The organism is Bengtsoniella intestinalis (assembly GCF_039719005.1).
GTDB classification, from domain to species: domain Bacteria; phylum Bacillota; class Clostridia; order Oscillospirales; family Oscillospiraceae; genus Oscillibacter; species Oscillibacter intestinalis.
On record NZ_CP133584.1, the window covers coordinates 3,021,495 to 3,036,324 of the forward strand.

At 45.0% G+C, this 14,830-nt stretch carries 13 protein-coding genes and 2 pseudogenes; 14 read left to right on the forward strand and 1 reads right to left on the reverse strand.

Annotation, left to right across the window (positions count from 1 at the left end; all coding sequences use genetic code 11):
- Positions 1-97: 97 nt before the first annotated feature.
- On the reverse strand, positions 98-1,144 hold the full coding sequence (gene citC, locus RFF05_RS14465; RefSeq protein WP_409967750.1) for a [citrate (pro-3S)-lyase] ligase: 1,047 nt from the start codon (positions 1,142-1,144) through the stop codon (positions 98-100).
- Between the two features lie 233 nt (positions 1,145-1,377).
- On the opposite strand from citC, the gene RFF05_RS14470 reads away from it, so the two are divergent.
- The 14 genes and pseudogenes from RFF05_RS14470 to RFF05_RS14535 all read left to right on the forward strand — a co-directional run.
- Entirely contained in the window at positions 1,378-2,544 is a 1,167-nt protein-coding gene (locus RFF05_RS14470; protein WP_409967751.1) for a Gfo/Idh/MocA family protein, read from the forward strand.
- A gap of 321 nt (positions 2,545-2,865) precedes the next feature.
- Positions 2,866-3,576, forward strand: coding sequence for a hypothetical protein (locus RFF05_RS14475; RefSeq protein ID WP_409967752.1), 711 nt, complete (start codon positions 2,866-2,868; stop codon positions 3,574-3,576).
- Between the two features lie 218 nt (positions 3,577-3,794).
- On the forward strand, positions 3,795-4,229 hold the full coding sequence (locus RFF05_RS14480) for a DUF5348 domain-containing protein (RefSeq protein WP_409967753.1): 435 nt from the start codon (positions 3,795-3,797) through the stop codon (positions 4,227-4,229).
- A 4-nt stretch (positions 4,230-4,233) separates the two neighbouring features.
- A complete protein-coding gene (locus tag RFF05_RS14485) occupies positions 4,234-5,016 on the forward strand; it encodes a ParA family protein (protein WP_409967754.1) in 783 nt (260 codons plus the stop codon).
- Complete coding sequence (locus tag RFF05_RS14490; protein ID WP_409967755.1) at positions 5,006-5,932, forward strand: ParB/RepB/Spo0J family partition protein; 927 nt, start codon at positions 5,006-5,008, stop codon at positions 5,930-5,932. Before RFF05_RS14485 ends, RFF05_RS14490 begins: the two co-directional genes overlap by 11 nt.
- Positions 5,933-6,004: 72 nt before the next feature.
- Positions 6,005-7,162 (forward strand): replication initiator protein A, encoded by a 1,158-nt coding sequence (locus RFF05_RS14495; RefSeq protein ID WP_409967756.1) that lies wholly within the window; start codon positions 6,005-6,007, stop codon positions 7,160-7,162.
- 117 nt (positions 7,163-7,279) lie between these two features.
- A complete protein-coding gene (locus RFF05_RS14500) occupies positions 7,280-7,756 on the forward strand; it encodes a PcfB family protein (protein WP_409967757.1) in 477 nt (158 codons plus the stop codon).
- Positions 7,753-10,005 (forward strand): annotated as a pseudogene (locus RFF05_RS14505) (recombinase family protein). Before RFF05_RS14500 ends, RFF05_RS14505 begins: the two are co-directional and overlap by 4 nt.
- 14 nt (positions 10,006-10,019) lie before the next feature.
- Complete coding sequence (locus tag RFF05_RS14510) at positions 10,020-10,304, forward strand: DUF6809 family protein (RefSeq protein ID WP_409967758.1); 285 nt, start codon at positions 10,020-10,022, stop codon at positions 10,302-10,304.
- 62 nt (positions 10,305-10,366) lie between these two features.
- Complete coding sequence (locus RFF05_RS14515; protein ID WP_409967759.1) at positions 10,367-10,684, forward strand: DUF3847 domain-containing protein; 318 nt, start codon at positions 10,367-10,369, stop codon at positions 10,682-10,684.
- A gap of 330 nt (positions 10,685-11,014) precedes the next feature.
- Positions 11,015-12,295, forward strand: a complete 1,281-nt coding sequence (mobQ, locus tag RFF05_RS14520) for a MobQ family relaxase (RefSeq protein WP_409967760.1) — start codon at positions 11,015-11,017, stop codon at positions 12,293-12,295.
- A gap of 114 nt (positions 12,296-12,409) precedes the next feature.
- Positions 12,410-12,904 carry a DUF6518 family protein gene (locus RFF05_RS14525; RefSeq protein ID WP_409967761.1) on the forward strand — a complete coding sequence of 165 codons (495 nt, stop codon included), beginning with the start codon at positions 12,410-12,412 and terminating at the stop codon, positions 12,902-12,904.
- A gap of 150 nt (positions 12,905-13,054) precedes the next feature.
- Positions 13,055-13,267 (forward strand): transposon-encoded TnpW family protein, encoded by a 213-nt coding sequence (locus RFF05_RS14530; RefSeq protein WP_409967762.1) that lies wholly within the window; start codon positions 13,055-13,057, stop codon positions 13,265-13,267.
- Between the two features lie 41 nt (positions 13,268-13,308).
- Positions 13,309-14,661 (forward strand): annotated as a pseudogene (locus tag RFF05_RS14535) (VirD4-like conjugal transfer protein, CD1115 family); the annotation flags it as partial.
- Between the last annotated feature and the right edge of the window lie 169 nt (positions 14,662-14,830).

A 14,830-nucleotide genomic window follows, 5' to 3' on the forward strand; every position in this document is an offset into this window, starting at 1 on the left:
AAATCAGTGCTGAGCGTGTCAAAAAAAGTCGTCACCCATGGGCACAGAGGGGGTTTGCCCCATGGCAGATGCGTGACGACCCCTTTGTTGTGGCGCGTTAATAATGCACCACATCTGCTTGGCTTTGGATGCGCTGTACCACAGGGGCACTTTCGGGGCTGGTGAAATAGGCATAGGTGGTGGGTGGCACAAGGGCTTTCAGTGCGTCCCAATCGCTACATTTAATTGCGGTGCGGACGGTGGAGGCGCTGATGGGTGCGCCGTTTTGCTCCATACGGGGGATGATTTGGCAGCCGATGCCGTGGGCAGGCAGGGCAGATTGCATCACTTGGTTGTAAATCCCAGTCACCACGCTACTGGGCTCGTGCCCCACGTAGCGGACGGTGATGTCCAAGGCCTTGGCAATTTGCAAAAACACCGCCAAGTCTAGCTGTGCATGGCTTTCGATGACGCTGTCTTCGTCTTTTTGGAAATAGCTGGGGAAGGTGGCATTGCTGATGATATAGGGGCCAGATTCGTGACAATATACATTGGAAAGATGGGTGGTTCCTGCTAAAATCAACTGTTTTCGCACGGAAAATGGTACCAAACTGCTGTCTTCGCTGACCATGAACAGGTGGACAAGGTCGGCCTGTTTTGCCATGTGCTCCACCAAATACTGGTGCCCCAAGGTGAAGGGGTTCGCGTTCATCACGATGGCGGCAATGGTGTTGCCGTCTTTTTTTTGCGCCGATAGCCGTTGCAAATAGGAGGCAAAGCCGTTGCGACGATTTTCCATGAACACGATTTGCCCCTCAATGCGGACGATTTCATAAAACCCTAAATCTCCAAAAAACTTAGCAGAATCGCATTTTGTGTACAGAAAAACGTGGCCGTTGCCTCTGAAAACTTGCTGTTCTAGCAGGTGGCTCACAATTAAATTCATCAGCCCCAACCCTTGGTGATGATGGCTCACAGCCATACAGCGCAAGGTGTTGGCAAAGCAACTCCCTGTGGCGATGAGGTTGTATGCGTCGTCATAAATGCCACAGGTGTAGTCTAAATTGCCGTCGCGGCGAATGCCTTCTTGGGTCAACAGTGCGTCCACTTGTGCCTGTCCGTGGCGGTCTTGGGGGTGAATTTGGGATACCATATACTCAGCCATAGGGTCACCTCGTTTTTCCTAGATGACTCCATTATACAACATTTGAGGCAAAAGTAAAGTGGGCAACGGGGGGTGTGATGGCTGTAAAATCAATGGTTTTTCATAGTCGTGTGATGAATTTACAAGTTTTTTAAAAAAACATTTGAAATATCATGTCAGGTCGTGGTAAAATATAGAAGAAGATTGTTAAACCCAGTCTCTACTATATTATATATGTATGAAGGAGAAGTTTTATGGAACGTACCATTCCTTTTGGGGTCATCGGCATGGGGAGCCAAGGCGCTGTGTATGCCAAGCTATTAAACGATTCAGAGGGCAAGCATTTCCGACTGGCCGCATTGTCTAGTCGCAGTGAGGAAAAACGGGAAACTTACGCAAAATTGTACCCAGATGTGGCCTATTTTGTGGATTGGAAAGAAATGGTCGCCTCTGGTGCGGTGGAAGCCGTCATCATCGCAACGCCCCATAAAAACCATCCTGAATTGGCAACATACTGCATGGAACATGGGGTGCACGTCCTGCTAGACAAGCCTGCTGGCTTCCACAGCTTGGAAGTTTCCCGCATGAACGACTGCGCCAACGCCCATAGTGACGTGGCATTTGGTATGATGTTTAACCAACGCACCAACGCCATTTATCAGCGTGCAAAAGAAGTGATTGCCACTGGTGAAATGGGCAAATTGCGCCGCGTGTTGTGGACAACCACCAACTGGTGGCGTCCTGACCGCTACTATAGCAACAGCGGTTGGCGTGGCTCTTGGGGCGGCGAAGGCGGCGGCGTGATGATGAACCAAGCCGCCCACCAATTGGACTTGTGGCAATGGATTTGCGGTATGCCCCAAAAGCTGTATGCCAAGGTGGAATTTGGTGCTCACCGTGACATCGTGGTGGACAACGACGTGACCATCGTGGCAGATTTTGGCGACGGCGTCACGGGCACCTTCATCACCTGCGCCAACGACCCTCTGGGTGTTGACCGTTTGGAACTGACCTTAGACCAAGGTAAAATTGTGATTGAAGGCAGCGGCAAAACTGGGTCTATCCACCGCCTGAAGATGACCGAAAGCGACATGAACAGCGTGATGCCCATGGAACAAGTGGTGGCCTTTATCCAAGGCAAGCCTTTGGGTGATTTGTGCATCGTGGAAGAGTTGACTTGCGCTGAAGTGTGGGGTCAACAACACAGCATTTTGATTGAAAACTTCGCCCAACACATTGTCAGCGGTACCCCTTTGCTCTCTCCTGGTGTAGAAGGGCTCAATAGCCTGCAACTGGCCAATGCGGCCTTGCTCAGCGCTTGGGCTGGGGAAGAGGTAACCTTCCCACTGGATGAACAACGCTATCTGGATGCCCTGAACCAAGCCATCACAAAAGAAGGCAAATACGACGTGATGCGCTGATAGCATATAACCAAATCAACAGAAAGAGGGCTGTGCAAGTTTTGCACAGCCCTCAGGTCGTCAAAAAAATCGCCCATTTGCAAAGTTTGAAAATGATGGAATTTCATTACATTTTTTAAGGTTTAAGCTGTGGAAGATTTCGGTTTGGGGCGATTGATTTTATTCGAGGTGGGCTCCGCCCCCTCGAGCGCCCCTGTCAGAGGTTTTTTACACAGCCCTGTTTTCTGTGCCTTGGCTATGTAGAAAAATGACGGTAAAAGCCTTGCATTTTGTAATAATTGGGAGTAAGATATAGTAAAGTGATACCAATTGTAACAAAATTTGCCAAAAGGATTGATGGATATTAGAAAGTTATGTGCACGCAAGCCAGTGGATTATTTTCTTCGTGGCGTGGTTGTTCTTTTGCTGGTGGGTGTGGTGATTTGGGGCGCTATGGTAGGCACCAATGTAACCTTTTACAATCACGACCCCTACATCACGGTCAACACTGGCTGGGTGCAGGTGATCGATGGGGAAGAAATCCCCTTGGAAACGGCGCAAGATGCCGTGGTGCCAGCCGATGGCAGTGCCATTGTGCTCCAGCGCACCATTTCTGATCAGGCAGACAATCAAACGATGCTTTTCTATACGTCCCACCAAGAGGTGACGGTTTACATCGATGGCGATTTGGAATATGAACTGACCTGCCCTGCGGAGTTTGCCTTTTATGGCAGTACGGGACGGAATTGGGTGGAAATACCCATTCGTGAGGGCATGATTGGGGAAACGTTGCGCTTGGAGTTTTACACCCCCTTTGCAGCGTATTCCAAAGTACCCAACGATTTGTATTATGTCGTTAGCGATGACATAGACACGGTGCGAATTGATTATATGTGGATGCGCAACACAGTGGCTTTGGCGCTGATTTCCTTGGCGGTGATTACCTATGTCAACGCCACCATTTGGAAGTATCATAAACTGCGGCGCTATTTGTTGGTGCTGGCAGACCTATATTTGTTTACAGGGCTGTGGGTGTGTGCGAATACAGTATAATTAAGACAAATCGGAAAAACCTTGTAAAATCAAGGGTTTGAGGGTTTGTCTTAATTCTTTTTCCAACAAAATTTAAGGCAAAAATGAGCAAAATAACTTGCTCGAAAAATAGCTATGTTTCATTAGCACTAAAAAATTTATCTTAAAATGGTAGCTTTGGAGGTAAATCGCTACCCACGAACTACACTACAAAATTTAACTACGGAGGTACATTCCTGATGATTACAATTCAACAGACACTTGCAGACTTAAAAGCTGTGAGTAGAGATTTCAACAAGATTGCAGAGCAAACAGGCTTTGCAAAATACGGAGATATGAGTTATCTCGAAGCTGATTATGAAAATGCTGACCAAGTGTTTTACGTTCGTGAAATCAACAGCATTATCGAAAAGATTGATGACATGGTACATCGTATTACATATCTAAGCAGACCCATTGCCCAAACCACTACCATTCATCTCAATAGCGATGGCAGATACGAAACAGCCAGTGGACACGAATACACTTGCGGCAGTGGTATCGAATGCTTGATTGACGATGATGGCGAACAAGAATGGGTATGGGCAAGCGTTGAATATAGCGACCGATATTACATCACTTGCTATGGCAATCCACCACTGACAAGTGGCATGACAGTAAGGTTAAGGGGGTGAGATAATGCAGACAATCGCAGTCGTAAATCAAAAAGGTGGTGTTGGTAAAACGGTCACTTCCGTAAACCTTGCCATCGGACTTGCAAGACAAGGCAAAAAGGTGTTAGGGGTTGACCTCGACCCACAAGGCAGTCTAACTGTTAGCTTAGGCTTTACAGAGCAAGACAAGCTGCCTGTTACCATATCCACTCTACTGGAAAAAGTGATTGAAGATGAAGTGATGACCCCTTATGAGGGCATCCTCCATCATGAAGAAGGGATTGACCTTATCCCATCAAACATTGAACTATCAGGATTGGAAGTTACACTGGTCAATACAATGAGCCGTGAAAACGTTCTGAAAGAATACCTAAAAACCATTGATAGCCAATACGATTACTGTATTCTGGACTGCTCGCCCTCTCTTGGTATGATTACCATCAATGCTCTTGCTTGTGCAGACAACTTAATTATCCCTGTGCAAGCACAATATTTGTCCATCAAAGGTATGGAGCAACTTTTTAAGACCATCGGTAAGGTACGCAGACAAATCAATCCGAACCTTTCGATTGGTGGTATTTTAATCACAATGGCAGATATGCGAACCAATTACACCAAAGATATTATCAGCCTTTTGCGTGACACCTATGGTAGTAAAATCAAAATCTTTGACAGCATTATCCCACAATCGGTGAGAGCTGCTGAAATGAGTGCTGAGGGAAAAAGCATTTACCTACACGATCCAAACGGAAAAGTGGCGATTGCCTATGAAAATGTGGTAAGTGAGGTGATAGCCAATGAAAAGTAGTGCAAGCAAGATAAAAATGTCAAGCTATGATTCTCTCTTTGGCGAAGATGAAGTTACCCAAGCTACTTGTGATGGCGAACGTATTCAGCATATTTCTTTAAGTGAGTTGTTTCCTTTCCAAAATCACCCGTTCAAGGTGCTTGACGATGAGAAAATGGAAGAAACCAAAGAAAGCATTGCAAAATATGGTGTTCTCATGCCGATTATTGCTCGTCCTCGCCTAGATGGTGGCTATGAACTGGTAGCAGGACATCGACGAAAACGTGCATCGGAACTGCTTGGTTTAGAAACAATCCCCACCATTGTTCGTGAACTAGACGATGATGAAAGCACTATCATCATGGTGGATAGTAACATTCAACGTGAAAATTTACTGTTTTCTGAAAAGGCTTTTGCTTACAAAATGAAGTTAGATGCCATCAAAAGTCAGGGTAAACGCACCGATTTAACTTCTGCCCAACTTGGGCAGAAGTTGGAAAAGAGTAAAACTTCCATTGAAATTGTAGCAGAACAAGCAGATGATAGTCGCAATCAAATCAAGCGATATATCCGTTTGACAGAACTGATTCCCACTTTGCTAGATATGGTAGATAACAAGAAATTAGCCTTTAACACGGCTGTGGAACTATCCTATTTAAGCCACGACGACCAAGAATTGCTCCTTGAAAAAATGGTTGATTTAGATGTCATTCCCTCACTATCTCAATCTACAAAGTTAAAGAAATACAGTAACGATGGTTCTTTGAGCGAAGCGGTCATTGATGTTATTTTGTCTGAAACGATAGCAAAACCAGTACAAGTTACACTAAAAAAAGAGAAACTAGGCAAGTATTTTCCACAAAACTATTCCTCTGAACAGATGGAAGAAGTGATTACAACCTTGCTTGAAGCGTGGCACAATGAGCAAAATTTATAATGAAACCGAGTATGCCCCTTGACTAATTAAGGTTAGCCAAGGGGCATTTCTTCGTTTATGGAGGTTATATGAATGAGCGATTTACAACTAGATTACTATTATAGCAATGAAGCGGACGGGTACAGCTTTTATCGAATACCAAAACTTTTGTTTACGGACGAACGATTTAAACCACTTAGCATTGATGCAAAATTGCTGTATGGAATTATGCTAGACCGTATGGGCTTATCCCTAAAAAATGGTTGGCTAGATAAAGACGGCAAGGTTTTTATCTACTTCACCCTTGATGAAGCAATGGAGTATTTGGGATATGCCCATACCAAAATTATTCGAGTGATGTCGGAACTGGATGATAAAAAAGGAGTTGGTTTAATTGTTCGCAAGAAACAAGGGCAAGGAAAACCAACGATTATCTATGTGAAAAAGTTTACTTCCAAAGAGGTTTTGACTTCACAAAATAGGAACTCTGGCAATGCACCAAATGATGTGGATAGCGAAAATATCCGTGGATTGCCACAAAATATTGACTTTTCTGCTTTTCCTCACAGGGATGAAGAAGTGCAGACTTCTGAAAATGAGAACTCAAGAACTATCAAAATAGGAAGTGCTGACCTATCAAATTGTTACACTAATAATACTAAAGAGAATAATACTGATTGGAGTGATACTCAATCTATCTATCCCTCTGTATCTCCCTACGGAAATGAGCAGTCACTGGAAATGCAATTTGATGGATTGATGGATGGATTTTCTCACACGGATTTAGAAGAATTGGTTTTAGACGAATTATCTAGCCTTGAAACACTGCCCTATCACTACACAGCAGATGAACGCAAAATGACCATTGCCATTCACCAAATGACGGAATATCAGCATTATGTGGATTGTGCCAAGAAAGACACTTATGGCGAATCGTTTGAGTTTAGCGTGGTGAAGCTGTTCAACGAAGCATTGATTGAAATGCTAACCACCAAAAAGCCGATGACCTTGAAAGGCTCTTATATCACCTATGCCAAAGTGTACGACAAGCTAATCCCATACATCAAATACGATGCTTCACCTTATGGCTTGATATACGGTTTGCAAGAAACAGCCATAGGCGATTTTACAAAGGCTTGCAGTGAGCAAAGCATTAAGAACCACTTGCAGTACATGAAAGCTGTTATTTGGAACGCTATGCAGGTTGGGGATATTGGCATTCAAGCCATGATTAAAAAAGACTTTGGGTAAAGGAGAAATGGAACATGGATTTATACAACCATACGGTGGCAATTTTTGTTTATCAAAAGGTAAAACCACCATAAAACAGCTTATGCTTAAACCACTATCGTGAAAGGAGTGATGAATTTGCAAGAAGAAGTAAATAACAAGACCGTGGCACTCGGTGTGAGTACCACCAAAATGACAGCAAGGATGTTGCTGAAAGTCGTTCGTATGTATCTGCAACACCTGAAAAACAAACAGGCACACCCCAACATCCCACAAGGTAAGCAAAGTGTAAAGCAACTTGCAAAGCAAAATCAGGGCATGACCAATATTGAAATCACTGATAAAAATATCAAGAGCTTTGAAAAATATGCTAGAAAATACGGCATTGACTTTGCCCTGAAAAAAGATAGCACCGTCAAGCCACCCAAGTATATGGTATTCTTCAAGGCTCGTGATCAGGATGCTATCACGGCAGCATTCAAGGAGTTTTCTGTTTCTATGATGAAAAAGGCTGAAAAGCCGTCTGTCCTTGAAAACTTGAAAAAGATGAAACAAGCCATCAAGGATAATGTCATTGAGAAAGTGAAAAATAAACACAAGGAGCAAAGCCTATGACAAGTCAACTGAAAAAACAACTCATTCTAAACGCACCCTACCTTGTCATTGGCATTTTCGCAAGTAAATTGGTACAAGGCTATCGACTGGCAGGTGGTGCAAACTTATCAGAGAAATTATTTCTGCTTGGCGATGGTTATTCCATCGCTTTTTCTAATTGGCTACCTAGTTTTCACCCTACGGATTTTTTCTTGGGGATATGCTTAGGTATACTACTTCGTGTCATTGTCTACATACGCAGTAAAAACGCTAAGAAGTATCGACATGGTATGGAGTATGGTTCGGCACGTTGGGGCGGTGCAAAGGATATAGCACCCTTTGTAGACCCTGTGTTTCAAAAGAATGTTATCCTAACCCAAACCGAAAGTTTGATGATGAGCAATCGCCCTAAAAACCCAAAAGATTCTCGTAACAAAAACGTGTTAATCGTTGGTGGTTCAGGTTCAGGTAAAACAAGATTTTGGCTAAAACCAAACCTGATGCAGATGCACAGTTCCTACGTTGTTACTGATCCAAAGGGCATATACTAAGTAAGGACAGAGAAAAAACCGTCTAATTTTTTAGAGAAAGGAGGTGACAAAATGGGCAGAAATCCGCTAAAAATCACGGCTTTATACGAAAGATTGTCACGAGATGACGAGTTGCAAGGCGAGTCCAATAGCATCACAAATCAGAAAGCGTTCCTAGAGGACTTCGCACAGAAAAACGGTTTCCCCCGAATACGGCATTTCACTGACGATGGTTACAGCGGCACCAACTTCAACCGCCCAGCCTTCAATCAGTTGCTTGCCGAAGTTGAAGCAGGTAATGTAGAGACGCTGGTGGTGAAAGACCTCTCCCGATTAGGGCGAGACTATCTCAAAGTAGGTTTTTATACGGAGGTGCTTTTCCCCGAAAAGGGAGTGCGATTTATCGCTATCAACAACAGCGTGGATAGTGCCAACCAGCAGGACAACGACTTCACCCCCTTTCTCAACATCATGAACGAGTGGTATGCTAAGGATACCAGCAATAAAATTCGTGCAGTATTCAGAGCGAGGATGCAGGAGGGGAAACGGTGCAGTGGGGCTATTCCCTACGGCTTTTACCGCAAGCCCGATGATAAGAACACACTGTATATTGACGAGGAACCTGCCAAGGTTGTTCGTCAAATCTTCCAGATGGTGATAGCTGGCTATGGGGTCAACCAGATTGCCGATACCCTCACCGCTCAGAAGGAGCTTATCCCCTCCGCTTATGCCAAGAAGAACCACCCAGAGAATGACCGCAGCAAGGGTTTTCGTGATCCTTATCGGTGGTCAGCTACGGCGGTTAGCTACATTTTGGCAAAGCAAGAGTACATGGGTCATACCATATTGGGAAAGACCATTTGCGAGAACTACAAGACCAAGAAAAGACGCAAGGCACGACCAGAAGAATTGATGATTTTTAAGAACACCCACGAGGCCATTGTCAGCGAAGATACATGGCACACTGCCCACCGTGTGAAGCGAAAAATTAAACGCACACTTGCCAATCATTCCTATTCCCACCGCCTATCTGGGATGCTCTACTGTGCTGATTGTGGGGCAAGAATGACCTATCGCAGTCCCGAAGCACAGCATAGGAAAGACGGCAAGGTTTACGACTCTGACAGTGCCTTTGTTTGCTCCACCTATCGAGGGAAACGACCAGATAAAGCGGAATGTGCCACCATGCACTTTATCAAAGCATCTACGGTGGAAAAACTACTGTTAGCCTCGGTTCAAGGGGTACTCCACCAAGCCAAGTCCAATGGTAGTGAATTTATCGCTACCATTCAAGCCCTTTCTGATGCCACAGTAGAACAGTCTGTCCGTGAAAATAAAAAGGCTTTAGAGACCGCTACAAAGCGAATATCCGAGCTAGAACTCTTGATGAAAAAGCTGTGTGAAGGCAACGCAATCGGAAAAATTCCAGACCAACACTTTGAACGTATGTTGACCGAGTATGACCAAGAGTATACCGCCCTAGAAGGGCAAGTAGCACAGCTAGATGCAACTATCAAAGAGTTTGTTTCACCCCCAGAACGAGCCAAACGATTTCTCAATCTGGTCAATCGCTATCAAGATATTGAGGAGCTTTCCATCACCATGATAAATGAATTGATTGAGAAAATTGTGGTATATGAAGCCAGTGGTGGACAAGGAAAAAAGACGCACAAGATTGAGGTGCATTTCAATTTTATCGGCATGGTGGACATCCCTCCCCAAGCCGAACAAGTAGCATGAAAGTAGGTATGATTATGTCAGATAGCATTTTCCAAGCACTCTATTACGGGGATGTTTTCCCCGTGGAGAGCAGAGAGCCGAACACCGAGGAACACAGTCAGCTGAGAAAGCGAGCACTCGCCCTGCATGAAGAAGTCCGTAACCTATTGGGGGACGAGGGCAAGCAGGCCTTCGATACATTCCTCAACACCAACGCAGAAATCAATTCGCTGACCGAGGAGAGCAAGTTCCGATTGGGCTTTGTACTGGGAGCCAGATTGATGATTGAGGTACTGCAAGACACCAGCTACACCACATAAGCAGAGAGGTCGCATCCGCTATGGATTGCGACCTCTCTTTGCTATCCAGACAGGAGGAGACTATGGCACATAAAAGCATCATCGACCAGCTAGAGCAGACCAAGCATGAGCTTGAAAAAGCCGAGTTGGAACAAAAGCAATTACAGCACAAGCTGGACAAACTCAACGCTCAGAACAGCCAGACCCAACGAAAAGCACGCACCCGTGACCTCATTCAAAAAGGAGCGATTTTGGATTCTCTCCTTCACTCCCTCTATCCATCCATCCTATCCCTATCCCATCCCGAACTCCAAGCGGTTTTATACAAGGTGATGGAGACCCCACAGGCCAAGAGCGTACTGGAGCAAGCCAACGAGACCCCCACGGGGGTAGTCCCTTGAGATACAAGGGCGCACTTATACACCCTTACGGGTGCTGTGCGTTCTGCGAAGCAATGGGGGCAAGCCCCCAAACCCCCAGAGATCCAAAACCGATACCTAGTCCCTCTACCCACCGCCACCCTTGACCAAGTCAAAGTGGACTGCTGGCAATGGATGCCGACGGTGAAGAACTCAGAAATAGGAGACTTTCCCCCACCGTCTTATCCCTCAGTGTAGCAGTCCCCTTTGCCTTCCTCAAGGGCGAGCCACAAGCAGGGCTTGTGGTGGCTGGATGGTGGTGACAAGGGAGACGGCCTCTGGCTCAGAATCTTGAAATAGGAGGTGCATACCGTGGCCATTTTTCATTGCTCCATCAAAATCATCAGCCGAGGGAAAGGTAAATCCGCTGTGGCTGCTGCCGCCTATCGCAGTGGCGAGAAGCTCCACAATCTCTATGACGGTGAGACACATGATTACACCCACAAGGGTGGGGTGGCTCACACTGCCATCCTCCTGCCCGACCACGCCCCCAGAGACTACCTAGACCGCTCCACCCTCTGGAATGAAGTGGAGACCGTGGAACGCTCTAAAAATGCCCAACTAGCCCGTGAGGTGGAGGTGGGCATCCCCAAAGAAATCCCGAGGGAACAGTGGGTGCCTTTGATGGAGGCATACTGCAAGCAGAACTTCGTCAGCCGTGGCATGATTGCCGACCTTGCCATCCACGACAAAGACCCCAACAACCCCCACTGCCACATTCTCTTGACCATGCGACCTATGGAGCAGGACGGCACATGGGGGGCCAAGTCTCGGAAGGAGTACATCACCGACACCACTGGTCAACGCATACCACTTCCAAGTGGCACTTGGAAGTCAAGGAAGGTAGACACAACCGACTGGAACAGCCGTGACAATGCCGAGGAGTGGAGAGCCAGTTGGGGACTGCTTTGCAATCAATGCCTCGCCCAAAATCACAGCACCCAGCACATCGACCACCGTAGCTATGAGAGACAGGGCATCGACCAACTGCCCACCGTCCACATGGGGGTGGCCTCCTGTCAGATGGAGCGTAAGGGCATCCCCACCCAGCGTGGGGAAATCAACCGCCAAGTCATCGCAGACAACAAGCAAATCCGAGCCACTAGAGCCAGAATTACAAGGCTGATGAAGTGGCAACGAGACGAGAAATCCAAGCCCCTCGACCTGTCCCATACCACGGAAAAAGTCAGCGTCCTCTCCACCCTCTCCACCCTCAAAGATACTACCGCCAGCACCCATTATCAGAAGCTAAAGCATCTCAAGCAGAGTGCTCAAATGCTGTCCTTTATGCAGTCCAACCACATCGACAGCCTAGAGGATTTCTACGAGAAAATCGCTGAGATGAACAAGGGCTTCTATGCGTTGCAAAAGGAAATCAAAGCCACCCAGACCGCCATCGCCAACCTCAACCCTAAGTCCCCTAGCTACAAAAAAGACCGCAAAAAGCTAGAGGGAGAAATCGCCCTGTGCCAGTGGAAATTGACCGCCTTTAAGGACGAATTGGGGAGGGCTGAGCGTGTGAAAAAGGCGCTGGAGGAGTTGGCAGTGAAAGCATCTCCCACGCAGGAGAGAGGCCGTGTGGAGGAGCGGTGACACTGCTTGTATTTCATATACCGTTATGATATACTGTGGGCGTGAGAGGTATCTTGATAATCTCGAAGATGTGCGAGGTGTCGGGATACCGTGGAATTTATATAACAACTGGAGGTGGAAACAATTAAAAAGATGATACTAAATCCAATTTCAATGCTTCTTATAGGACTTTGTTTGGGCGTTGCTAGTAGATTGCTTGATATATACACTCAAAATTTAGGGAATATATTTTCACAAATGGCAATATGGATTTTATTTGGGACGATAATTTCAATATATTCTCAAACAAAAAAGAAGGCTATGCTAAATATGCTGCCTTTTTGTATAGGAATGCTTATCACATATTATTTTGTAGCGTTTGTAACTGATGGTGTGTATAGTAATACCTTTATAATTGGATGGACGGCATTTGCGATTATCTGCCCAATACTTGCGTATTTTACATGGATGACAAAAGAAAAAGGACTGTTTGCTAAAATTATTTCTTTTGACATTGTTTTATTTTCTGTCTTATCTACTATTCTTTTATTTGACAAATTAAGAGTATACGATATTTTTATCAACATACTTTTAATCTATTTCTTGTTTTTCAAGAAAGTTAAAAGATAATCATTATGAGCATTGCACTCGTACAGCCTGCATCCTCGCCTACACGCAAAATCTCCCTACCTCAGTAACAACTGAATACATTCGCTAAGACCCTGTTGATCCGATGGTCAACAGGGTCTTTTTGCGTCCACTGAAAGGAGGTGACACCCTATGCCTACACACCATCCAGACACCGTCCAGCCCCTCCCAGAGCCTCCAGAACAGGCGAAAGAGACCACCCTAGTATCCCAGCCCCACTTCATAAAAAAGGTCGGAAACACAACCTACCATGTCAATGTCTATTTTAGCCAGACCAGCAAGGAAACATTAGAGGACAAGATTGAACGTCTAATTCTTCAAGAAATCGACCAACAGAAAAGGTGATAAAATATGTGTATTTTATAGAAATTATGGCTTTATACGATAAAAATTATTATATTCTAAAATTTGCCCTTGACAAAAAACACTCAAAAGGCTCTATCTTAGTCGAGTGTGGCAAGCTACTGCAAAAAGGCACACCCAAACTAGATAAAGACACTGGCAAGCCAATGCGTGATAAACAGGGCAAGGTAATTTACGAGAGCTATAAAATCAAGGTACTAAATACTATCAATTTTAAGAAGTCCATGCACTATAACCCCTTTGCCTATATTCATGGCGAAAAGGATATTTTAAAGCTAGTGACCACCCTGATTGCCAATACCAAAGGCGATGCAAAAGGTGGCGATGACTTTTGGCAGAAAGCTGAAACACTGCTCTACACTGCCATTATCGGTTATATCTATTACGAAGCACCCAAAGACGAACAGAACTTTAACACCTTGATTGAGTTTATCAATGCAAGTGAGGTTCGAGAAGATGACGAAACCTTTAAAAACCAAGTTGATTTGCTTTTTGAAGAACTAGAAAAGAAAAATCCTCGCCACTTTGCCGTTAGACAATACCAAAAATACAAGCTGGCTGCGGGCAAAACGGCGAAGTCAATTCTGATTTCCTGTGGTGCAAGGCTTGCTCCCTTTGATATTCAAGAGCTACGAGATTTAACAGCTTACGACGAATTGGAACTTGATACCCTCGGTGATGAAAAGACAGCATTGTTCTTTATTATCTCTGATACCGATGACACTTTTAACTTCTTGGTGTCGATGGCATACACCCAGTTATTCAATCTTCTGTGCGAAAAGGCAGACGATGTGTATGGTGGCAGACTTCCGATTCATGTGCGATGCCTGATTGATGAGTGTGCCAACATTGGGCAAATCCCAAAGCTAGAAAAATTGATGGCAACCATTCGTTCCCGTGAAATCTCAGCCTGCCTTGTATTGCAGGCACAAAGTCAGTTAAAGGCAATCTACAAGGACAATGCAGATACCATCGTGGGCAACTGTGACACAATGGTCTTTCTTGGTGGTAAAGAAAAATCTACTATCAAAGACTTAGAGGAACTGCTCGGCAAGGAAACCATTGATATGTTTAACACATCCGATACCCGTGGTAGTCAACGAAGCTACGGCTTGAACTACCAAAAAACGGGCAAGGCATTGATGTCGCAAGATGAAATTGCCGTGATGGATGGTGGTAAATGTATTATGCAGCTACGAGGTGTGCGACCTTTTTTATCGAACAAATATGATATTACCAAGCACCCCAACTATCAATATCTATCGGATTATGACAAGCGAAACACCTTTGATATTGAACAGTTTCTATCAACTAAATTAAGAAGCAAGCCTGATGAAGAATACGAAGTATTTGACATGGGTGAAGTTGCCGAATGACGCTACCGCTTAGGTGGTGTTTTTTTATACCCTTTTTTAGATGGCATTCACGAAAGGAGGTGCTGCCATTGAATGTATTGGCTGAACTGCTATGGGTATAGTGGTTCTTATTGGCAAGAAATCGAAACGAACAACAAAACAAACTTAATTATCATGGAGGATATTTATT